This is a genomic window from Shewanella sp. GXUN23E (genome assembly GCF_050865035.1).
Taxonomy (GTDB): Bacteria; Pseudomonadota; Gammaproteobacteria; order Enterobacterales; family Shewanellaceae; genus Shewanella.
This window is the reverse complement of record NZ_JBOZWP010000031.1, coordinates 20,142-41,485: the sequence shown is the minus strand read 5'-3', so window position 1 is coordinate 41,485 and position 21,344 is coordinate 20,142. Positions and strand designations below refer to the sequence as shown.

22 protein-coding genes are annotated in these 21,344 nt (G+C 50.5%); 13 read left to right on the top strand and 9 right to left on the bottom strand.

Translation table 11 applies throughout. The features are described 5' to 3' along the window. The first annotated feature begins 54 nt into the window (after positions 1-54). Entirely contained in the window at positions 55-396 is a 342-nt protein-coding gene (locus tag ACRRUX_RS19755; protein ID WP_432533828.1) for a hypothetical protein, read from the top strand. An 82-nt stretch (positions 397-478) separates the two neighbouring features. Here ACRRUX_RS19755 and ACRRUX_RS19750 read toward each other — a convergent pair whose 3' ends face one another. Then, a complete protein-coding gene (locus ACRRUX_RS19750) occupies positions 479-943 on the bottom strand; it encodes a glycine zipper 2TM domain-containing protein (RefSeq protein ID WP_432533826.1) in 465 nt (154 codons plus the stop codon). A gap of 52 nt (positions 944-995) precedes the next feature. Between ACRRUX_RS19750 and aat the strand changes: the two genes are divergently transcribed. The 3 genes from aat (at position 996) to infA (ending at position 2,701) form a co-directional block, all read left to right on the top strand. After that, positions 996-1,709: a leucyl/phenylalanyl-tRNA--protein transferase gene (gene aat, locus ACRRUX_RS19745; RefSeq protein WP_432533824.1), complete on the top strand. Its 714-nt coding sequence runs from the start codon at positions 996-998 to the stop codon at positions 1,707-1,709. Beyond that, the gene (locus tag ACRRUX_RS19740; RefSeq protein ID WP_432533822.1) at positions 1,696-2,397 is read left to right on the top strand and encodes an arginyltransferase; all 702 of its coding nucleotides are present in this window, start codon (positions 1,696-1,698) and stop codon (positions 2,395-2,397) included. The genes aat and ACRRUX_RS19740 overlap by 14 nt, the downstream gene beginning before the upstream one ends. Positions 2,398-2,482: 85 nt before the next feature. Beyond that, on the top strand, positions 2,483-2,701 hold the full coding sequence (gene infA / locus ACRRUX_RS19735) for a translation initiation factor IF-1 (RefSeq protein ID WP_011496276.1): 219 nt from the start codon (positions 2,483-2,485) through the stop codon (positions 2,699-2,701). A gap of 106 nt (positions 2,702-2,807) precedes the next feature. On the opposite strand, the gene clpA is transcribed toward infA, so the two are convergent. Together clpA and clpS are read right to left on the bottom strand one after the other, a co-directional pair. Further along, a complete protein-coding gene (clpA, locus tag ACRRUX_RS19730) occupies positions 2,808-5,075 on the bottom strand; it encodes an ATP-dependent Clp protease ATP-binding subunit ClpA (RefSeq protein WP_432533818.1) in 2,268 nt (755 codons plus the stop codon). A 31-nt stretch (positions 5,076-5,106) separates the two neighbouring features. Next, entirely contained in the window at positions 5,107-5,415 is a 309-nt protein-coding gene (gene clpS / locus ACRRUX_RS19725; protein WP_432533816.1) for an ATP-dependent Clp protease adapter ClpS, read from the bottom strand. A gap of 193 nt (positions 5,416-5,608) precedes the next feature. Here clpS and cspD point away from each other — a divergent pair, with 193 nt between their 5' ends. Next, complete coding sequence (cspD, locus tag ACRRUX_RS19720) at positions 5,609-5,815, top strand: cold shock domain-containing protein CspD (RefSeq protein WP_432533814.1); 207 nt, start codon at positions 5,609-5,611, stop codon at positions 5,813-5,815. Between the two features lie 99 nt (positions 5,816-5,914). Here cspD and ACRRUX_RS19715 read toward each other — a convergent pair whose 3' ends face one another. Then, a complete protein-coding gene (locus ACRRUX_RS19715) occupies positions 5,915-8,134 on the bottom strand; it encodes an NADP-dependent isocitrate dehydrogenase (protein WP_432533812.1) in 2,220 nt (739 codons plus the stop codon). Between the two features lie 293 nt (positions 8,135-8,427). On the opposite strand from ACRRUX_RS19715, the gene ACRRUX_RS19710 reads away from it, so the two are divergent. The 6 genes from ACRRUX_RS19710 (at position 8,428) to ACRRUX_RS19685 (ending at position 14,106) form a co-directional block, all read left to right on the top strand. After that, positions 8,428-9,120 carry a pseudouridine synthase gene (locus ACRRUX_RS19710; RefSeq protein ID WP_432533810.1) on the top strand — a complete coding sequence of 231 codons (693 nt, stop codon included), beginning with the start codon at positions 8,428-8,430 and terminating at the stop codon, positions 9,118-9,120. A 2-nt stretch (positions 9,121-9,122) separates the two neighbouring features. After that, positions 9,123-9,602 carry an NUDIX hydrolase gene (locus ACRRUX_RS19705; protein ID WP_432533808.1) on the top strand — a complete coding sequence of 160 codons (480 nt, stop codon included), beginning with the start codon at positions 9,123-9,125 and terminating at the stop codon, positions 9,600-9,602. 102 nt (positions 9,603-9,704) lie between these two features. Further along, entirely contained in the window at positions 9,705-10,823 is a 1,119-nt protein-coding gene (mnmA, locus tag ACRRUX_RS19700; protein WP_432533806.1) for a tRNA 2-thiouridine(34) synthase MnmA, read from the top strand. A gap of 3 nt (positions 10,824-10,826) precedes the next feature. Beyond that, entirely contained in the window at positions 10,827-11,444 is a 618-nt protein-coding gene (hflD, locus tag ACRRUX_RS19695) for a high frequency lysogenization protein HflD (RefSeq protein ID WP_432533804.1), read from the top strand. 30 nt (positions 11,445-11,474) lie between these two features. Continuing rightward, on the top strand, positions 11,475-12,845 hold the full coding sequence (purB, locus tag ACRRUX_RS19690; RefSeq protein WP_432533802.1) for an adenylosuccinate lyase: 1,371 nt from the start codon (positions 11,475-11,477) through the stop codon (positions 12,843-12,845). Between the two features lie 121 nt (positions 12,846-12,966). After that, positions 12,967-14,106 (top strand): JmjC domain-containing protein, encoded by a 1,140-nt coding sequence (locus ACRRUX_RS19685; protein WP_432533800.1) that lies wholly within the window; start codon positions 12,967-12,969, stop codon positions 14,104-14,106. A 79-nt stretch (positions 14,107-14,185) separates the two neighbouring features. Here the strand turns inward: ACRRUX_RS19685 and ACRRUX_RS19680 are convergent, their stop codons facing one another. Continuing rightward, positions 14,186-14,656, bottom strand: coding sequence for a DUF4826 family protein (locus tag ACRRUX_RS19680; protein WP_432533798.1), 471 nt, complete (start codon positions 14,654-14,656; stop codon positions 14,186-14,188). 293 nt (positions 14,657-14,949) lie between these two features. Between ACRRUX_RS19680 and ACRRUX_RS19675 the strand changes: the two genes are divergently transcribed. Both ACRRUX_RS19675 and ACRRUX_RS19670 read left to right on the top strand, forming a co-directional pair. Then, a complete protein-coding gene (locus tag ACRRUX_RS19675) occupies positions 14,950-15,987 on the top strand; it encodes a Leu/Phe/Val dehydrogenase (protein WP_432533796.1) in 1,038 nt (345 codons plus the stop codon). 197 nt (positions 15,988-16,184) lie between these two features. Continuing rightward, positions 16,185-16,538, top strand: a complete 354-nt coding sequence (locus ACRRUX_RS19670; RefSeq protein WP_432533794.1) for a hypothetical protein — start codon at positions 16,185-16,187, stop codon at positions 16,536-16,538. Here the strand turns inward: ACRRUX_RS19670 and ACRRUX_RS19665 are convergent. From ACRRUX_RS19665 to ydiJ, 4 genes are all read right to left on the bottom strand, one after another. After that, positions 16,535-16,918 carry a PliI family lysozyme inhibitor of I-type lysozyme gene (locus ACRRUX_RS19665; RefSeq protein ID WP_432533792.1) on the bottom strand — a complete coding sequence of 128 codons (384 nt, stop codon included), beginning with the start codon at positions 16,916-16,918 and terminating at the stop codon, positions 16,535-16,537. The two genes, ACRRUX_RS19670 and ACRRUX_RS19665, sit on opposite strands and share 4 nt — an antisense overlap. A gap of 5 nt (positions 16,919-16,923) precedes the next feature. Next, positions 16,924-17,337: a MarR family winged helix-turn-helix transcriptional regulator gene (locus ACRRUX_RS19660; protein WP_432533790.1), complete on the bottom strand. Its 414-nt coding sequence runs from the start codon at positions 17,335-17,337 to the stop codon at positions 16,924-16,926. A 130-nt stretch (positions 17,338-17,467) separates the two neighbouring features. Next, a complete protein-coding gene (locus ACRRUX_RS19655; protein ID WP_432533788.1) occupies positions 17,468-17,947 on the bottom strand; it encodes a DUF1285 domain-containing protein in 480 nt (159 codons plus the stop codon). A gap of 34 nt (positions 17,948-17,981) precedes the next feature. Next, positions 17,982-21,023, bottom strand: a complete 3,042-nt coding sequence (gene ydiJ / locus ACRRUX_RS19650) for a D-2-hydroxyglutarate dehydrogenase YdiJ (RefSeq protein WP_432533786.1) — start codon at positions 21,021-21,023, stop codon at positions 17,982-17,984. Positions 21,024-21,344: the final 321 nt, after the last annotated feature.

Genomic DNA, 21,344 nt, shown 5'->3' with positions numbered 1-21,344 from the left:
AGTAAAATTGCGGTAAACCTTCAAGTACACTTTTTAAAATAATAGGTTCTCATTATGTCAAAACTGACCAAAGAAGAGGTAATCAGCCACCTGGAAGCGGCACTGTCCGAACAAGCGGGCAAGACTATAACGATTGAGCAAAAAGGCAGCTGGTACAAAATCGATGGCGGTAAATCCATGCGCTTCAACGAACTGGAAGCCATGTTGGAAGAGTTAGGTGGCGCCACTGAACCCGCGTCAAGCAAGAGTGAATCCAAAGCCCCGGCCAAAAAACAGGTTAAAAAAACCGCAGCAAAAACCAAATCGGCAGCGTCTGCTAGTGGTGGATTGACGCCCAAAGAAGCCTGGCGCCAGAAGCTGGCTGGCCAGAATGCAAAATTGCCCCGCGGTTTCTGATATTCTGAGACATATAGCGAAAAGGCCGGATAATTCAGGGATTATCCGGCCTTTTCATATTCTACTCTAAACCGAAATTTGATCAGAAAGCGGGATCGACTCTCACATACCCCGGGAAATAAACCAGCCTGACTTCATCCCCGGCCTGAAACCGGACAGCAGGTTCAGCTTCCTGCAGTACCATCAACTGTTGCCCATGTTCATCCAGAATTAACAGCTCGACCAAATGTTGCGTTATCAGCCTGTCCCCCCCCTGATTGGCGGCAACAGCGGCGCCCAATAAACTGCCAAGCACTGTAGCCACATCATTCCCTGAGCCACCGCCAAACTGATGGCCAATGACCCCACCAAGAACAGCGCCTCCAAATGTTCGCCAGCCACGGTTTCTATCTTCAATCAATTGGTCTTCGGTGACCTGACGCACAGACTGCACCTGCCCATAAATCACTTTCTCAACCGGCATAGCCACATTGCGTTCATAGGCCCCAAACACAGGACTGACAAAGAAGGTGAACAGCATTAAAAACACAGGGTTGGGTTTCAACATGGCCGAATATCCGCTAATTTATAGTTAGGTCGTCACAAGAGCATACCCAATAGTGAACTCCCTGTCTTTCCTGGATTCAGGTCAAGATCAGTTTCCTCCCCCAGAACTAGCACTCACAGAACCCAATGGATTACTGGCTATCGGTGGCGACCTCAGTGTTGCACGTCTGAGTCAGGCCTACTATCAGGGGATCTTTCCCTGGTTTAATGAGGATGACCCGATACTTTGGTGGTCTCCGGATCCGCGAGCCGTGTTTGTACCGGGAAATGTTCATGTCAGCCGGAGTCTACTCAAGTTTATCAAACGTATGTCATGGCGCTTTACCATCAATCGGGCGTTTTCACAGGTGATCAGGGAATGTGCCGCCCCAAGAGCAAAACAACAGGGAACCTGGATTAGCCCGGATATCCAGCAGGCCTATCTCGCCATGCATCTTCAGGGATTGGCACATTCACTGGAAGTCTGGAATGGAGATGACATGGTCGGCGGTCTCTATGGTATCGCCGTAGGGCAGGTGTTTTGCGGTGAGTCGATGTTCCATCGTCAAACCAATGCATCAAAAGCGGCAATGGCCATGCTCAGTCAACATTTGCACGCCCATCATTTTCGACTGATAGACGCGCAAATAATGAATCCACACCTGCAATCAATTGGCGCAAAGACACTGAATAGAAGGGAGTTTCTAGCCTTGCTTCATCAATTCAGAGATGGTGTGATCGCCAAGGAGTGCTGGCATCGCCAAGAGGTATTTCTTGAACTCGACTAAGACCCAGGTAGCCATTGGCATCAGCCAACCCTACCCCTGTAATTATCTGCCAGGACAGCAGGAGCAGCTGCTCATTATTCAGGAAGCGGTGGATGATGCCTTGTTCGAACGTTTGCTGGCTTTGGGATTTCGAAGAAGCGGTGACGCCATCTACAAACCACGCTGCCCAGCCTGCAACGCCTGCATTCCGATCCGGGTTCCGGTCAATGAACTTAAGCTGAGCAGCAGTCAGAAACGCACGCTGTCACGCAACAAAGACCTGATTTGGAAAGTCAGCCAAACTGTCGCTGAGTCGCACTACCCCCTTTATGAAAAATACATCCAATTGAGACATTTTGATGGTCCCATGTATCCAGCATCTCAACAACAATTCACGCAATTTTTAACCTGCAACTGGATGCAACCCCATTATATAGAGCTATATCGGCGCGAGCGTTTAATCGCTGTTGCTGTGACAGATGTCTTACCCAATAGCCTTTCTGCTATCTATACCTATTTTGAACCAGATGAAGAAAAACGCTCGCTGGGTAACCTGATGGTATTGCTGCAATGCCAGTTGGCTAAACTTATGGGCAAGCAATATCTCTATTTGGGATATCAAATCGATAAAAACATAAAAATGTGTTATAAAAGGCGCTATCAACCCTATCAATTGTTAACCGAGCAGGGTTGGCAATATGGCTGCTGAGCCAAGGCGTTACTCTTTACAGCAGACGCGATTTACGGCATGATACGGCAGTTTTTAGATTCGAGGCTTATGGGATTTTTTATTAATGGCGAAAGAAGACAACATTGAGATGCAAGGCACCATTCTGGAAACCTTGCCTAACACAATGTTCCGCGTAGAGTTGGAAAATGGTCATGTGGTTATTGCTCACATTTCCGGCAAAATGCGCAAAAATTACATCCGTATTCTGACCGGTGACAAAGTTACTGTTCAGTTAACTCCTTACGATTTGAGCAAAGGTCGTATCGTCTTCCGCGCGCGTTAATATCGCCCTGTCCGAAAAACCCGGTATTCACCGGGTTTTTTAGTTGGTAATGCGGATAAAAAAATGGCTGCGAATGCAGCCATTTTTATTTCACACTTAAGCATTGTCAGGATTGTGTTTCCACCGCCAGCGCCCGGCTATCAATAACAATTTCGCCAGCCTTGGCATCCACTATGGCTACACCACCCCGTTCCAGCACACCAAACAGGATCTCATCTGCCAAAGGCCGCTTGATCAAATCCGTCACCACCCGGGCCATAGGGCGAGCTCCCATCGCCTTGTCATAGCCTTTTTCCGCCAGCAAGGTTCTGGCTTCGTCGGTTACCTCCAGCGTCACACCTTTGGTATCCAGCTGAGCTTGCAACTCGACCAGGAACTTATCCACTACTTTGGCGATTACCGTCATATCCAGATGATTGAACCAGATAATGGAGTCCAAACGGTTCCGGAATTCAGGTGAAAACACCCGGTTAATCTCAGCCATCGCATCCTGACTGTGATCCTGCTGTTGAAAACCGATGGACTTACGCACGGTTTCCTGTACCCCGGCATTGGTGGTCATCACCAGAGTCACGTTGCGGAAATCAGCTTTTCGACCGTTGTTATCCGTCAATGTGCCGTGATCCATCACCTGCAACAACAGGTTGTAAACATCAGGGTGTGCCTTTTCAATCTCATCGAGCAGTACCACACAGTGAGGATTTTTGATAACCGCATCAGTCAGCAATCCGCCCTGATCATATCCAACATATCCCGGAGGCGCCCCAATCAAGCGCGATACCGTATGACTTTCCATATACTCGGACATATCAAAGCGCACCAGTTGCATTCCCAAACAGGACGCCAACTGATTGGTGACTTCAGTCTTACCCACCCCGGTAGGACCGGCAAACAGGAAACTGCCCACAGGCTTTTTATCAATCCCGAGTCCACTTCTGGACAGACGAATTGCTGCGCTCAGGGTCTCAATGGCCTTGTCCTGACCAAATACCACCATTTTCAGATTGCGCTCCAGATTCTTGAGCGTGTCTTTTTCTGAGGCTGATACCGTCTTTTCAGGAATTCGGGCAATACGCGCAATGATGGATTCAATTTCCTGTTGCCCAATGGTTTTTTTGCGTTTGCTTGGAGGTTGCATGGCCATGCGCGCACCCGCTTCGTCAATCACATCGATGGCTTTGTCTGGCAAGTGTCTGTCATTGATGTGTTTCGCAGATAAGCTCGCGGCGCAGGAAAGGGCTGCGTTGGTGTAACGCACACCATGGTACTCTTCATACTTGCTTTTTAAGCCCTGCAGAATCTTGGTGGTTTCTTCGACAGTAGGCTCATTGATATCCACTTTTTGAAAACGACGGGCAAGCGCCCTGTCTTTCTCAAAAATGCTCTGATACTCCTGAAAGGTGGTCGACCCCATACATCTGAGGCGTCCACTGGAGAGCAGCGGTTTAAGCAGATTAGAGGCGTCCATCACCCCACCCGACGCGGCACCCGCACCAATAATGGTGTGAATTTCGTCAATAAACAGAATGCTGTGCTCATCTGCAGACAATTCTTTGAGCAAACTTTTAAAGCGTTTTTCAAAGTCTCCCCGGTATTTAGTCCCGGCAAGCAGCGCCCCCATGTCCAAAGAGTACACTTTGGTCTGCGCCATTACTTCAGGAACCTGTTGATTAACGACCCGATATGCCAACCCTTCAGCAATGGCCGTTTTCCCGACCCCGGCCTCCCCGACCAACAGCGGGTTGTTTTTGCGGCGACGACACAGGATCTGGATAGCTCTTTCAATTTCATTATCCCGCCCTATCAGCGGATCGATAAAGCCCTGCAACACCATCTCATTCAAGTTGGCGGTAAACTGCGACAGCATGCTGCGCTCTTCACTGGCTTCTGATACCTCTTCATCATCGCGATCCTGATCCAGCGACATATCTTCATCTTCCGACTTGGTGAATCCGTGGGAAATGTAGTTCACGATATCAAGGCGGGTGATGTCACTGCGACGCAGCAGGTAAACCGCCTGAGATTCCTGTTCGCTGAAAATGGCCACCAGCACATTGGCACCGGTCACTTCCTGGCGACCGGATGACTGCACGTGAAACACTGCACGCTGCAGTACCCGTTGAAATCCAAGTGTAGGTTGGGTCTCGCGCCCATCTTCCGGTTCAGGCAAAATGGGCGTGGTCTGGTTTATGAATGTCGCAACCTCGTCCCTGAGTTTATCGAGATTGGCACCACAGGCAATCAGCGCTTCCTGCGCGGCCGGGTTATCGATCAATGCCAGCAACAAATGTTCTACCGTCATATATTCATGACGTAAATCTCTGGCCTGCTGAAACGCCAGATTCAGGGTTACTTCAAGATCTTTATTCAGCATAGGCCCCCCTCAATTGTACTGGGCGTCAAAGTCACGCCTTCTCCAATGAACACAGTAACGGATGTTGGTTTTCCCTTGCAAATTGATTGACCTGGATCACTTTGGTTTCCGCAATACCAAAAGGGAAAACGCCACACACGGCTTTACCCTGATAATGAATGGTCAACATGATATCTGTCGCTTGTTGTTCGTTCATCTTGAAGAACATTTGTAACACCTCAACGACAAAATCCATCGGTGTATAGTCATCGTTGTTGAGTATCACCTTATACATAGAAGGTGGCATCAACTCCGTTTCAGCTCTGGACTGTACCCGTTCGATATTTCCTGTTTTACCCATGCGTATATTTTAGCCTCTGATATACGGCGCCACCAATTGACAATATAAAATTAACCAAATGTTGTATTTATGTTAATTTACCCTTGACATCTCAAATGGCTGCTCTCATTCTGTTCACAGAGCGATAGTTAGGGAGTCGCTCTTCAGGTTTTACTATCTTACTGGGAAGTGGACAACAGAAGGAAGTGGAAGTATGGCAAGCGGAACTGTTAAATGGTTCAACAACGCCAAAGGATTCGGGTTTATCTGCCCTGATGAAGGTGGTGAGGATGTCTTTGCACACTATTCTACAATCGAAATGGAAGGCTATCGAACTCTAAAAGCAGGCCAACCTGTAAATTTCGAAGTAGAACAAGGTCCCAAGGGGATGCACGCATCCGCCATCACTCCAGCCAAGTGATTGCGCAAAACAGAAATTAAAAAGCAGGACAATGTCCTGCTTTTTTATTATCCGACAAACCAACAAAATCAGACCACCCGCAGGTGGCCCAACTTAATGTTATTGAATGATATGATTTAAGGTTGCGCTTGGGCGCATCACAGCATTGGCTTTGGTCTCATCAAGACGATAGTAACCGCCCAAATCCACTGCCACACCCTGCACCTGATTAAGCTCCTGAACGATTTGCTGTTCGCTGTCGGCCAGCGTCTTGGCCACAGGTTCAAAGTGAGCAGCCAGCTGAGCATCTTCGGTTTGCGCCGCCAGCGCCTGAGCCCAGTAGAGTCCGAGATAGAAGTGACTGCCACGGTTATCCAGCTCACCTACGCGGCGTGATGGCGACTTATTTTCATCAAGAAACTTGCCAATTGCCAGATCAAGCGCGTTGGCCAACACCATAGCGCTGCGGTTATTGGCATAGTGGCTCAGGTGTTCAAGGGAAGCCCCAAGAGCCAGAAACTCACCCAGGGAGTCCCAGCGCAGGTGGTTTTCTTCTTCAACCTGTTGCACATGCTTTGGAGCACTGCCACCGGCGCCGGTTTCAAACAGACCACCACCATTCATCAAGGGCACGATAGAGAGCATCTTGGCACTGGTGCCCAGCTCCAGGATCGGGAATAGATCGGTCAGGTAGTCACGCAATACGTTACCTGTCACTGAGATGGTATCTTTACCTTCTTTAATGCGAGCCAGTGAAAAACGGGTCGCTTCAACAGGAGACATGATGTGCAGCTCTAATCCAGTGGTGTCATGATCCTGCAAATATGCTTCTACTTTGCGGATGAGCTGAGCATCGTGCGCGCGGGCACTGTCCAGCCAAAATACGGCCGGAGTATTGGACAGGCGCGCACGATTTACCGCCAGCTTAACCCAGTCTCGCACAGGTTCATCCTTCACCTGACACATGCGCCAGATATCCCCTGCTTCAACCTGATGGCTCATCAACACTTCGCCATCAGTGTTGACAACTTTTACTGTACCGGCGGCTTTGATCTCAAAAGTCTTATCATGACTGCCATACTCTTCGGCCTTTTGAGCCATCAACCCGACGTTGGGTACACTGCCCATGGTTGCGGGATCGAACGCACCGTGTTCTTTACAAAAACTGATGGTTTCCTGATAAACCCCGGCGTAACAACGATCCGGGATCATAAACTTGGTGTCTTTCAATTTACCATCAGGTCCCCACATCTGACCGGAGGAGCGAATAGCTGCAGGCATAGAAGCATCGATGATGATGTCGCTCGGCACGTGGAGATTGGTAATGCCTTTATCTGAGTTCACCATGGCAAGTGGCGGCTGAATATCGTAAACCGCATTCAGATCAGCTTCGATTTCAGCACGTTTGGCAGCATCCAGAGACTGAATTTTGCCATAGGCATCGCCAATACCATTGTTGACATCAACCCCCAGCGCTTCAAACTGCGCAGCGTGCTTATCAAACGCGGCCTGATAATAGGCTTTGACACAGTGACCAAACATGATGGGATCTGACACTTTCATCATGGTCGCTTTCAAATGCAGCGACAACAACACGTCTTCCGCTTTGGCTGCAGCGATCTGCTGCTCATAAAAAGCCACCAGCGCCTTTTTGCTCATCACTGCCGAGTCAATAATTTCACCGTCAAGCAACGTCAGATTCTGCTTAAGAACCTGAGTATTACCATCGGCCTGTTCCAGTACAATGTTTACGCTGGTTGGCGACTGAACAGTCACCGACTGCTCACTGCCATAAAAATCGCCGCTGTCCATATGCGCAACATGAGACTTTGAATCCGCCGCCCACTTCCCCATGGAGTGAGGATGTTTGCGCGCATAATTCTTAACGGACGCAGGGGCACGGCGATCTGAATTGCCTTCACGCAGCACCGGATTCACCGCGCTGCCTTTCACCTTGTCATAGGTTGCTTTAATCGCACGTTCTGCATCAGTTTGTGGATCATCAGGATAATCAGGGAGCGCGTAGCCCTTGGCCTGCAACTCTTTGATACAGGCTTTCAACTGAGGAATGGATGCGGAAATGTTCGGCAGTTTGATGATGTTGGCTCCCGGCGTCTGCGCCAGCTCGCCAAGCTCTGCAAGATGGTCGGCCACTCGTTGTTCGGGTGTCAGTAACTCAGGGAAACAGGCAATGATCCGGCCAGACAGGGAAATATCGCGGGTCTCAACATTTATCCCGGCAATCTGGGTAAAGGATTTGATGATAGGCAGCAGAGAATAGGTCGCCAGAGCAGGAGCTTCGTCGGTCTCCGTATAAATAATGGTTGGGTTATCTTTCATTTCTCGTCCTAAGTACAGTGATTGTAATTATAAACTTGCGTTATTTTTATCAGTCTACCGGACCAGAGTGACATGCTCCCGATTATCGGGCCAACGGGGAAAGGTGCCTTTCGGCTTTGGTGTCTGTGACCCCAACCCACCCTGGTCGAGTCTCGCAAAACAGCAGCTGTTCTCCACAGAGATCACATTTGTTGGCGGTCATGATAGAGCATTCACAGCCAGATTCAAATTCCACTTAAGCCAAATGCCGGTTAAACTGTACAAAATTCACGACAGCCTATCCCCGTCCAAACGTGTATTCCAATTCCCGCAGTAAACACCGAGCCCCATTCGGTAAAAACAAACTTCAGGCCAAAGCTTCAACAGCCACCACTGTCACTCGTGCCGGCACCACAGGTCGTCGTCAGACCAAGCCCAGAGCGCAACATCCTGTCATTGTACTGTTCAACAAACCATTTGATGTGCTTTGTCAGTTCACCGACCAGCAAGGCCGGCAGACATTAAAAGATTATGTGGATGTTCCCGGGGTTTATGCCGCCGGGCGGTTGGACAGGGACAGTGAAGGCCTGTTACTTCTGACCAATGATGGTCTGCTGCAGGCCAGACTGACTGAGCCAAAGAAGAAAACCTATAAAACCTATTGGGTACAGGTTGAAGGCATACCAGAGGAAGCCGATCTCATCAAACTGCGTCAGGGTGTTGAATTGAAAGATGGTATGACACTGCCAGCGAAAGTCCGTCTGATGAACGAGCCCGATATCTGGCCACGCACCCCACCGGTACGTGAACGTAAAGCCATTCCCACCAGTTGGCTTGAAGTCCAGATCTGTGAGGGCCGCAATCGTCAGGTTCGGCGGATGACAGCTCATATTGGCTTTCCCACGCTTAGGCTTATCCGTTACGCTATCGGCCCTTATCGGCTCGATAGTCTTGCCAGTGGTCAATATCGGGTGCTGGATATGCCCATTATCCAAGCCGGGAGATAATCATGTCCGACAGATACCGTCCCAATGTCACCGTGGCATGCGTTGTGCACTGCAAAGGTCATTTCCTGATGGTAAAAGAGCGCATTGATGGCGAGATTCGCTGGAATCAACCTGCAGGTCACCTGGAAGCCAATGAAACTCTGTTGGATGCCTGTCGCCGTGAAGTATTTGAAGAAACCGGCATTCGGGTATCTCCCGAGCGCCTGATTGGCATTTATCAATTTTCAGCAACACAGAATTTGGCGTTTTTGCGTTTCACCTTTGCCGCTGAACTCAGTGATATGCCTCAGCCCCGTCCTCAGGACAGGCAAATCCAGCAGGCATGCTGGTTAACGACCAATGAAGCACTGAGTTGCACAGCGCAGCACCGCAGTATTTTAGTGGCAAAATCCATAAAAGATTATCTTGAGGGCAAAGGAAGCGGAACCGAACTGCTCAATGCCGATTCCCTGCTGATAGCGACCCCCTCCAAAGCGTGGTAGAATACGCACCCGCATAATCCAGCCGGACGCAGGGATGAGGAGCATACTCCCCGTCACTTGTTGTCGGCCGCAATTTTATATTTTCAGGTTTAAAAACTATCTATGACATCGATTACTCCTGCTTCCAAAGGCAAAAAAGTCATCGTCGGGATGTCCGGCGGTGTTGACTCCTCAGTATCGGCCTATCTGCTTAAACAGCAGGGCTATGAGGTGGAAGGCCTGTTTATGAAGAACTGGGAAGAAGATGACACAGACGAGTACTGTGCCGCCGCGCAGGATCTCAAGGATGCCCAGGCGGTGTGCGACAAGCTCGGCATCAAACTGCACACAGTCAACTTTGCCGCCGAATACTGGGACAATGTGTTCGAGTATTTCCTGGCAGAATACAAAGCCGGTCGTACCCCTAACCCGGACATCATGTGCAACAAGGAAATCAAATTCAAAGCCTTCCTTGAATTCGCCCAGGATATTCTTGATGCGGACTATATCGCTATGGGTCACTATGTGCGCCGTCACGACACTGAAGATGGCCAGACGCAAATGCTGCGTGGCCTCGATGGCAACAAAGATCAGAGCTACTTTCTCTATACCTTAAGCCATGAGCAGGTTGCCCGCAGCCTGTTTCCGGTTGGTCATCTGGAGAAGCCGGAAGTGCGCCGCATTGCCGAAGAGCAAGGCCTGGTGACTGCCGATAAGAAAGACAGCACGGGTATCTGCTTTATCGGTGAGCGTAAGTTCAAAGACTTCCTGGCCAACTACCTGCCTGCACAACCCGGCAATATTGAAACTGCCGAAGGTGAAGTCATCGGTCAGCACCAGGGCCTGATGTATCACACTTTGGGTCAGCGTAAAGGCCTGGGTATCGGCGGCATGAAAAACAGCTCCGAAGACCCGTGGTTTGTGGTGGACAAAGACATGGACCGCAACGTATTGGTTGTGGCTCAGGGGCATAATCATCCTCGCCTGATGTCCAAAGGCATGACGGTAAACCAACTGCACTGGGTAGACCGCAAAGGCCCGGCCGATAACGCTCGCATTACGGTAAAAACCCGTTATCGCCAGAAAGATATAGGCTGCACCATTACCCACACCGGGCAAGGCGAAATCCGGGTGATTTTCGATGAACCGGTTGAAGCAGTAACGCCAGGCCAGTCTGCCGTATTTTATGATGGTGAAATCTGCCTGGGCGGCGGCATTATCGATACACTAATTAGAGAGTAAATCTTGAGTAACCCTTTGTACGACAGGACTATGGCATTTGCCGGCATTTTACAGTGTCTGGCACAGGTCCAGAAGCTGGCCCGCCACGGGGAAGCCGATATCGACGCGCTGGCAGCCAGTTTAAATACCATCAACGTGACCCATCCGGATGTCACCGCAGATGTCTATCAGGATAAATTTGCCCTGCAGGCAGGGTACCGCCTGATACTGGATCAGCTGGGTGATGGCAACCGTAAAGATATGGAGATCACCCGTTATCTGGTCGGCATTCTGGCACTGGAGCGCAAGTTGACAGCATCCGGCAATGCCATGGGCATGCTGGCCGAGCGGATAAGCCAGGTTCAGCGCCAACTGCATCATTTCAAAGTGACTGACGAGCAGGTGATAGCCAATCTTGCCAGTATCTACAGTGACGTGATCAGCGAATTGGGTCCCAAAATTCAGATTACCGGCAATCCGGCCTGCCTGCAGCGGCCGCTGGTACAACAAAAAATTCGCGCCCTGCTGCTGGCAGCCATGCGCAGCGCCGTGCTGTGGCGCCAACTGGGCGGCAAACGCCGACACCTGGTGTTTGCCCGTAAAGCGATACTGGATACAGCTAAAAAAAGCCTCACCCTATAACTATCAGCCAAGTTCATCAAGGAGCTTTTAATGGATCTTTCCGCACTGACTGCGATCTCTCCGGTAGACGGTCGTTATGGTAGCAAAACCGCCTCCCTGCGTGGGATTTTCAGCGAGTACGGTCTTACCAAGTATCGTGTTCAGGTCGAAATTAACTGGTTAAAACTGCTCTCCAGTTGTCCTGAAATCACCGAAGTCCCACCGTTCAGCGAAGACGCTCTCGCATTGCTGGATGCCATCAAGGACAACTTCAGCGAAGAAGATGCGCTGCGGGTGAAAACCATTGAAGCGACCACCAACCACGACGTAAAAGCGGTTGAGTACTTTATTAAAGAGCAGATTGCAGACAACGCCGAGCTGGCCGCTATTGGTGAGTTTGTGCATTTTGCCTGTACCTCTGAAGATATCAACAACCTGTCCCATGGTCTGATGCTCAAAGAAGCCCGCGAGCAGGTACTGCTGCCATACTGCCAACAATTGGTTGACGGCATTAAGCAGCTGGCCCGTGACTACCGTGACGTACCACTGATGTCCCGTACCCACGGTCAGCCAGCCTCTCCATCCACTCTGGGTAAAGAGATGGCTAACGTTGCCGTGCGTCTGGAACGTCAGGTTAAGCAGATTGAAGCTGTAGAGATCATGGGTAAGATCAACGGCGCAGTGGGTAACTATAACGCTCACCTGTCTGCCTACCCGGAAGTTGACTGGCATGCTCTGTCTCAGCGCTTTGTGACCAGCCTGGGTCTGACCTGGAATGCTTACACCACTCAGATCGAGCCACACGACTATATCGCCGAGCTGTTTGACGCAGTTGCCCGCTTCAACACTGTGCTGATCGACTTTGACCGTGACGTATGGGGCTACATAGCTCTGGGTCACTTCAAGCAGAAAACGGTTGCCGGTGAAATCGGTTCATCCACCATGCCGCACAAGGTTAACCCAATCGACTTCGAAAACTCCGAAGGCAACCTGGGTATCGCCAATGCCATCATGCAGCACCTGGCCTCTAAACTGCCAGTATCCCGCTGGCAGCGCGACCTGACCGACTCTACCGTGCTGCGTAACCTGGGTGTGGGTATGGCTCACTCTTTGATTGCTTATCAGTCTACGTTGAAAGGTATGAGCAAGCTGGAAGTGAATCAGGAGCACCTGCTGGCCGAGCTGAATCACAACTGGGAAGTACTGGCAGAACCAGTACAAACCGTTATGCGTCGATATGGCATCGAAAAGCCATATGAGAAGCTGAAAGAGCTGACTCGTGGCAAACGAATCGATGGCGCGCAACTGGCTGCCTTCATCGATGGTCTGGAATTGCCGGAAGAAGTCAAAGTCGAGCTGAAGAAAATGACCCCGGCCAACTACATTGGCCGTGCAGTCGCTTTCGTTGATGATCTGAAGTAATCCGACATCAGTTGAATTCAAGGGCAGCCTCTGGCTGCCCTTTTTGTTTGTGCTTCCATTGGCAAAAACAGGCATCCGCTGTGGTACACTGCCGCCAAATTGTACAGCCACAGGAAGTACTATGCGCTACTCGCTTAATCTGGATATTGACACCTTTCTCTCTCAATATTGGCAGCAAAAGCCCTTGGTCATCAAAGGCGCCTTCAGCAACTTCAAAGATCCACTGACACCGGATGAGCTTGCCGGCATGGCGATGGAGTCAGAAATCAGCTCCAGGGTCGTTGTCACCAAAGCAGACGACTGGCAGGTACTGCAGGGACCATTTGAAGACTACAGCCAATTTGGTGAAAGTCACTGGCAACTGCTGGTGCAGGCAGTCAATCACTACCAGCCACAAACCCAGGATTTGATGGAAACTCTGCGTTTCTTACCGGACTGGCGGCTGGATGATCTCATGGTGTCTTTTGCCATGCCTCAGGGTGGTGTCGGCCCCCATATCGACAACTATGATGTATTTATTCTGCAGGGGCTGGGACGGCGACACTGGATAGTTGGCGATCGTGGTCACCATCGGCCCCGGGCCAATAATCCGGCCTCTCCCCTGATCGAAGATTTCACTCCTGTGCTGGATGAAATCCTTGAGCCCGGTGATATCCTCTATATCCCTCCGGGCTATCCCCACTGTGGCAATACCCTCGAGCCTTCCATGAGTTACTCTATTGGTTTTCGGGCCCCTTCACAGCAGGAACTGTTTGGAGAAATCGCAGACTATCTGCTTGATAAACAATTGGGCACGTTGCGTTATATGTCGGGCAAACAGGACGACGCACGTGGCATGGTATCGACAGCCACCCAGCAGCAGATGAGTGAACTGTTAACCAGGTTGTTGGCTGACAGACAAGGCATGGCAGATATTCTCGGGAGACTGTTGAGTCAAAATCGGTTTGAACTGGACATCAGTGAACCGGAACCTTTGTACACGCAGGACGAATTGATGGATGCCATTAAGCAAAACAATGCCCTGCAGCGCATTGGTGGCTTGAAAATACTGCGAATGGAAGACGATGAGCTGCCAAGGCTGTTTATCAATGGTGAAGCCTATAGTTTTGAGCATCTCAATGAGGCGCAATTGTCCCAAATGGCGGATTTGTTCAGCTGGCCCGCAGGCTTTGTCGCAGACATCTGCCAACATCCACAAACCGTGATGCGATTACTGAGTCTGGTCAATCAGGGATTGTTGTATTTTCCCGAAGAAGAGTGAACTGCTCTCCCGTCCATGACGTACCTTCATAAACAATAAAGGCACCATATCAGGTGCCTTTGTCATTCAGGATATTAACTCAGGCCTGCTGTGCCCAGAGCTTTTCATCTTCCTGCATTTTGTACAGACTCTGCGCTCTGGCCACCAGCAAATTGGCAAATTTGGCCTGAGTGGGATCTCTGACCACACCGGACTGAATAAGATTTTCAGCTTTTAATTGCCAGGTCAGGGAAAAGTGTTTAATGGCTTCGCGGGCAGTAGGTGCGACATCCGCAGACACATAATCTGTCGGCAAATCACCGGAAATCACCCAGTACTGATGTTTTTTCGGTTGCGATGCTTCCATTTTCCAGACGGCGACAAAGGGCACCAGATAACGGCTTTGGTCTGTCAGTACTTTTCCGGGGATTACACCCTTTTCGGCCAGAAATTTATTGGCCTTTTGAAACTGCTCTCTCACCCATTGCTGCTGCATCTGCGCTATTTGTTCAGGACTGAGTTGCTGTGCTGCATTTTCTTGTGTGGTAGAGGAATGGGTTTGCTCGGTCATACTGCTTCCTGATCCTTTTTAGTTATTATTGATGTTCCGGACTGGTTATTCCCAACGGGGACGCTCTACAGATAGACTGGATAGCATCTGTGACTTTCTCACATGACAAGGCGGGATAAACAACTCCGACCAGATTTACGTTAACGTAAAGTGGAAAGCAAAATTGCCACATAGATCACAGTCAATCTACATCTGGTCTTTGTCCGAGCTTATCCCGAAATGCTATGGTTCCGCAAACAATATCACCGGGATACAGACCCGCGGGTCTCCCGTCAGCAACAGGGAATTATCAAGTGGCAGTATTCAATCACCCTTCATTCGACAATCATGAGCATGTGCAGTTTTGTCACGATGAACAAACCGGCTTGAAGGCCATCATCGCTGTTCACAACACCAATCTGGGGCCTGCTGTAGGCGGCTGCCGTCTATGGAATTACGCCACCGATGATGATGCCCTGACCGATGTGCTGCGTCTGTCCCGCGGTATGACCTATAAAAATGCCCTTGCCGGTCTGAAAATGGGTGGCGGTAAGGCAGTGATCATGGCTGATGCCAGGCTGATTGAAGATCGCGAAGCATTGTTTCTGGCCTTCGGCCGTGCCGTAGACAGCCTGGGAGGACGTTATCTCTCGGCTGAAGATGTTGGCGTCACTACATCAGATATTATGACTGCTCACCGGGAAACGCCTTATATGGCGGGTCTTGAAGGTAAAAGCGGTGATCCGTCTCCTTTTACTGCATTAGGTACTTATCTGGGGATCAAAGCCGCAGTAAAACATCAGCGAGGTCTGGACAGCCTGCGGGGATTGAAGATTGCCGTTCAGGGCGTAGGACACGTTGGTTATTACCTTTGCCGCCATCTGCATCAGGAAGGTGCCGAGCTGATTGTGACTGACATCAATCAACACTCGCTGGACAGAGTTCAACAAGAGTTTGGGGCCATAGTCGTGGCACCTCAGGATATCTACATTCAGGATGTGGATATCTATGCCCCATGTGCGCTGGGAGCGACGCTCAACGACCACACTCTGCCACTGCTTAAAGCCAGCATTGTGGCGGGGTGTGCCAACAATCAATTGGCTGAGCGGCGTCATGGGGAAATGCTTAAAGAGATGGGGATACTCTACGCACCTGACTATGTCATCAACGCCGGAGGCATTATCAATGTTTCCTTTGAAAATGATTACGACGCGGGTCGCTCAACAGCCAAGGTAGAGAAAATTTACGATACCCTGGGTCAAATATTCCGGCAGGCTGACGAACAAGGCCGTACAACGGGCGATGTCGCTGACGAAATGGCCCGGGCTATCATCAATGCCGCCGCTCAGTAAGTAACTGCGATTTGACTGACATCGGGACGGGAGCCTCTAACGGCTCCCGTTTTTATTGCTTCTTGCTCTAATAAAAAATTTCTCAATCGTCACAGGCCTCTAAGCAACCGATGGCGTCAACGTACCTGAAATGAGGTGGCAAACAGTGAATTCTTTTGCTTAATTTATTACTCCAAAATCAGCAAAGGTTGATAGACATGATCAGTTTTCTGCACCGGCATCAGGGACACACTTTCCGCTTTCAGGCCAGCAATTGGATGGGATGGGAAACACTCTGGGTGGATGATGAACTGATCTGCAGACGCTTCAGCATTTCTCCCCAGGCTGAGTACAATGTCAAAACAACAAATGGTGGCAACTATCGGTTGACCACCCTGGTCGAGCCGGACAGTCAATTAATTATTTGTCGCCTGTACAGACACCATAACAGGGCTTTTGAACATGTTTGTTCAATCAAACAGGGGCGTGATCATCAAATGCGGCAAAGCCGGCGACTCTATATTCTGAGCGCCTGTGCCATGTCCGCCGCATTGCTGTTATTGCTGATTTAAGGTTGGCAAAGTTGTAATCGGGTACCGTCAATACATACCCAATAGTGTTGCTGATAGCTGCCACTGCCCGCACTGGTGGTGGTTATTTTGAGCTGCCGTTGTGATACCAGTTCAGCAGACGTGACAAATCCATCCCGGGCGAAACTGACACCGTCAACGAAATCCCCCACCGCCAGATCCCGATACCAAAGCACCGTAACACTGCCGATAGACCGGGGCTCCAGCGCCCCTTCCTGCACAACCAACTGTCCTCCCTGAGGCAGAGGCAATGCCCGTTCGAAGTACCCCTGATGGGTTGGTGCCGGGGCGTTACAGGGCGCGGGGATCTGACTGCATGCGCTGACAAACAGCACCGGCAGAACACTCAGAAATTTATTCATAGAAATTAGAGGCGATTTATTTTATTGAGTAAACGCATGAATAGCTGCTGTTCATCTTCTGACAGCAATTGCAAAAACTTGTCATTGATCCGCTCAGCTTCACGGACTACATCCAGTTCCATCGCTTTGGCATCGTCAGTCAGAAAAATTTTAAATGCCCGGCGATTATCCAGCTCCTGAAATCGGGTAATTAACCCTTGATTTTGCATCTGATCCAACAGGCGGGTCATGGTATAGCTGGCCACATCACAACGCTTGGAGAGTTCAGTCTGAGTAATCCCCTCTTCCTGCCACAGGGTAAAGAGTACCGGCCAGACCTTGATGTCCAAATCATAACGGTGCAGACGCTCGTTCAGCTCATTCTGCAACGAGACGTTAAGGTGACTCACCAAATAACCCAGGCTTTCCGAACGGTCCAAACGGCAACTCCTCTTTCCGGTTAACAGGCAAACGCGCTTCCTGCGCGATACTTCATTTTAATACTATCACCTATTGCCCATTACTCTAGTGAATGGCGGGTTTAATTATGCTCATCTACTTAACCGCGATTTACCAGGTATCCTGCCCATCATCATCGGTTAGTACAAACTCATTGATAAACCGGTAATAGCAGGCCCGATTAAACTTTGCCTTGAGTCCTCGGGGCAAAATGCACAATACACTCTCATCCAAACAGGTCAGTGCCTGCTTATTGACCACAAATTCGGTTTCCAGTGAGGTTCTGATCCAAAAACCGCTATCCTGCGCCTCATAATCCACCACCAGCAAAGGATACTCCCGGACCTCGACAGCCACCCTCTCGACCGGGGTAATCAACTGGTAAACGCCATCAACACAATTCAGAATTGATGAAAACAGCCGGGCAAATTTTTTTGGCAATGGAGAATGCTGATAATACCAGTTCCCTTGCCCATCGATGACAAACAATGGGCGTCCATCCTCACACCAGCCCGCCACAGCCTGTTGACCAACGCCAGCGCCTTGCCTGAAGGATGACAACGAATTCGCCGCCAATTGTTCGTCTTTCATAGTTATCTCCTCAGACTGAAGACTGGCTGAACGGTCAGGCAGACTTCAATATTTCAAGCAGGGCTTCAACAGGATGTCTTGGCCGGAAATGAGACAAGCGCTTTACCTGACTGCGACAGGAATAACCTGAAACCAGCACTTGCTCCTGCGGCAAATCTGCAAGCTGATCTTGCCACGACATCCTGTACAGCGCTTTTGAACGCTCGAGATTTTCAAGCTCATGTCCGTAAGTGCCAGCCATGCCACAACACCCCAGATTCAGTGTCTTGAGCTCTGCGCCCAGATAACTGAATATCTTCTGCCATTGAGCGCCGGTCGCCGGTTTTGCCGTTGATTCAGTGCAATGGCTCAGCCAGGTGTAAATCTTACCGGACGCGGCTCTGGCTTCCTGCTCAGAAAGAATGTCCAGCAACCATTCATTGACCAGCAATACGTTAAAATCGCCGCGCTGCTCGCCCAGAATTTGCCGGTATTCATCCCGATATACCAGCACCAGCGCAGGGTCCAACCCCATCATCGGCATCCCCAACGCTGCCAACTGGTTCAGCATGGCTGCGCTGCTTTGGGCCTGGGTGGCAAATTTATTGATAAAACCTTTTATATGGGCAGGCTTTCCATTCGGGCTAAAAGGCAACAACACAGGTTTTTTCCCCAGCATCTCAACCAATTGCACCAACGCAAAAACAGACTGCGCATCGTAAAAGCTGTTGAAGGGATCCTGCACTATCAGTACGTACTGGTCTTTGTGAGGATCAGGAATGCGCTGTAAATCCTGCAACTCATAACCAAGACAAGGGTGATTTTCCAGCCTTTGCCTGAGCGTCGGGACCGACAACAAGGGAGCATCAACATAACCAAGTGCCTGCTTCATCACCCAGCGACTGAAGCGATTGCCACTTACGGCGTTGGTCGCTTTCGGCATTCTGGCCATCAGCGGTAACGAACTTTCCAGTCCTGCCACCAGATAATCTTTGAGCGGTCGCATATAGCGCTGGTAATACGCCTGATAAAACTGCGCCCTGAATTTGGGCACATCAACTTTGACCGGACACTGGCCACTGCAAGCTTTACAGGCAAGACACCCTTTTAAAGATTCCATTACCTCATGGGAGAAGTCATCCTCTCTCCTGGCGTGATAGCTGTTGCGCATCCGCATTAACCAGCTCTGTGGTTTCTGGGCGGCCAATGCCAGAGGGTCAACGCCCTCATTCTCCAGCAACCGTAACCATTCACGCATCAGGCCTGCGCGACCTTTGGGCGACTGCACCCTGTCTCCGGTCACCTTGAAAGACGGACACATGGGAGAGTAGTGGCTGTAGTTAAAACACAGTCCATTACCGTTGCAATTCATCACGTCCGGGAAAGCTTCGCGTACAGTGATGGGGATCTGCCGGTCAAAGGCACCGCGCTTGACACTGTCCACGTTGTAGCAAAGATCATGGCCATGGGGCGCAACCAGCTTGCCCGGATTAAGTTTATTGTCCGGATCAAACCAGGTTTTGATGTCTTTAAGCACGCCGTACAGCTCCTGGCCAAACACTGCCGGCGCGTATTCACCACGAACTCCCTTGCCGTGCTCCCCCCACATCAAACCACCATATTTACGGGTCAGCGCGGCAACCTCATCAGACAGGGTGCGCAGTAGTTTCTCATCGGCTGGATCGCACATATCCAGCGCCGGCCGGACATGCAGCACGCCGGCATCCACATGTCCGAACATGCCATATTGTAATTGTTTGGCATCCAGCAGCGCGCGAAACTCCATGATGAAGTCCGCCAGATGCTCAGGTGGAACCGCGGTATCCTCGGCAAATGCGATGGGTTTACGACTGCCCTTGGTCGCACCAAGCAAGCCCACGGCCTTTTTGCGCATGGCGTAAATTCGCTCAATACTGGCAGCATCACGGGTCATCTGAAAGCCCACAACGCCGTGCCGCTGTATTTCAACATCAGCCTCCAGCTGGGACAGCAGCTGCGCCATTCGATCCATGACATCCAGCTCATCACCGGCGAATTCCACCATATTCAAGCCCATGATGGTTTTGCCTGGCACCTCCTCGATAAGCGATGACACCGAATGCCAGATGATATCTTCCCGGGCCAGATTCAGCACTTTGGAGTCGATGGTTTCCACCACAGTGGCATTGGCACTGACCAATGCCGGCGCATGACGCAGCGCCGATTCGAAAGAATCATATTTGATGTTCACCATCGCCCGGCAGGCGGGCAAGCGCGTAATGTTCAATTTGGCTTCAGCAATAACCGCCAGCGTCCCCTCAGAGCCGGCCAGAATGCGCGATAAATCAAAATTAGTCAGCCCATCATCCCAGGCATGCCGCAGATCGTACCCGGTGAGAAAACGATTCAACTGCGGGAATCGGGTTTCGATTAACTGACGATTATCCAGGGTCGCACGGGCGATGTCAGTGATCAGCTGCTGACCCAGCTCGCTGCTGGACAGAGCCTGCAGGTGGTGCAGCTCTTCATGGGACCAGGGACGGGTATCCAGTACAGCGCCATCCACCAGCACCGATTTAAGCTCAAGTACATGATCAGAGGTTTTGCCATATACCAGTGAGCCTGCGCCGGAGGCATCGGTATTGATCATCCCTCCCAGGGTTGCCCGGTTGGATGTGGACAAGTCAGGGCTGAAAAAGAAACCGTGTGGCCGCAACGCATCATTGAGCTGATCTTTTACCACCCCGGCCTCAACTCTGACCCAGCCTTCCGCCGGATTGACCTCAAGCACCCGGTTCATATGACGGGACAAATCCAGTACCAAGCCATGGGTCAGTGACTGTCCATTGGTCCCGGTGCCACCGCCTCTAGGCGAGAAACAAACTCCGGCAAATTCAGGTTTACATGCCAGCTTGAGTACAGTTTGAATATCCGTCACGCTTTTGGGATACAGCACAGCCTGAGGTAAAAACTGATACACAGAGTTGTCGGTGGCCTGCGCCAGTCTTGCGCTGTAACGGGTATCGACATCACCGCAAAACGCCGTCGATGCCAGGGCATCCAGAAAGGCCAGATAAACGGGCTCCAACATTTGTTGAGGGGAAAGACGGGGCAACATAGGTTCGGCAGCTCTACTTCTAATTCGTTGTAATAATGTTGATTATGATAACAGCATTAGATTGGCAGTGTTATCCCGTCATGGCAATAGCAGCCATCAGGGTTGAATGCCGGTTATGTGATCAGGATTGTCCCAGGATTAATGAAGTTTAACCAAATAATTCATGGTCTTGCTCTTGCCTTAACACGCCAGTTGGAGGTCCTCTTCAACCCCGCATCGGCGCGGGTTACGTGGGAGATGTCCGGTAAAATTAACCGGTTATTTCCACTGCAACAGCGAATACCCCTGTAAAAAATCTGCATTTTGGTCACAATCCGGATT

Coding starts and splice junctions, on each gene's coding strand:
- ACRRUX_RS19755 (WP_432533828.1), top strand. CDS start 55: ATGTCAAAACTGACCAAAGAAGAGGTAATCAGCCACCTGGAAGCGGCA.
- ACRRUX_RS19750 (WP_432533826.1), bottom strand. CDS start 943: ATGTTGAAACCCAACCCTGTGTTTTTAATGCTGTTCACCTTCTTTGTC.
- infA (WP_011496276.1), top strand. CDS start 2,483: ATGGCGAAAGAAGACAACATTGAGATGCAAGGCACCATTCTGGAAACC.
- clpA (WP_432533818.1), bottom strand. CDS start 5,075: ATGCTGAATAAAGATCTTGAAGTAACCCTGAATCTGGCGTTTCAGCAG.
- clpS (WP_432533816.1), bottom strand. CDS start 5,415: ATGGGTAAAACAGGAAATATCGAACGGGTACAGTCCAGAGCTGAAACG.
- cspD (WP_432533814.1), top strand. CDS start 5,609: ATGGCAAGCGGAACTGTTAAATGGTTCAACAACGCCAAAGGATTCGGG.
- ACRRUX_RS19715 (WP_432533812.1), bottom strand. CDS start 8,134: ATGAAAGATAACCCAACCATTATTTATACGGAGACCGACGAAGCTCCT.
- ACRRUX_RS19705 (WP_432533808.1), top strand. CDS start 9,123: ATGTCCGACAGATACCGTCCCAATGTCACCGTGGCATGCGTTGTGCAC.
- mnmA (WP_432533806.1), top strand. CDS start 9,705: ATGACATCGATTACTCCTGCTTCCAAAGGCAAAAAAGTCATCGTCGGG.
- purB (WP_432533802.1), top strand. CDS start 11,475: ATGGATCTTTCCGCACTGACTGCGATCTCTCCGGTAGACGGTCGTTAT.
- ACRRUX_RS19685 (WP_432533800.1), top strand. CDS start 12,967: ATGCGCTACTCGCTTAATCTGGATATTGACACCTTTCTCTCTCAATAT.
- ACRRUX_RS19680 (WP_432533798.1), bottom strand. CDS start 14,656: ATGACCGAGCAAACCCATTCCTCTACCACACAAGAAAATGCAGCACAG.
- ACRRUX_RS19670 (WP_432533794.1), top strand. CDS start 16,185: ATGATCAGTTTTCTGCACCGGCATCAGGGACACACTTTCCGCTTTCAG.
- ACRRUX_RS19665 (WP_432533792.1), bottom strand. CDS start 16,918: ATGAATAAATTTCTGAGTGTTCTGCCGGTGCTGTTTGTCAGCGCATGC.
- ACRRUX_RS19655 (WP_432533788.1), bottom strand. CDS start 17,947: ATGAAAGACGAACAATTGGCGGCGAATTCGTTGTCATCCTTCAGGCAA.
- ydiJ (WP_432533786.1), bottom strand. CDS start 21,023: ATGTTGCCCCGTCTTTCCCCTCAACAAATGTTGGAGCCCGTTTATCTG.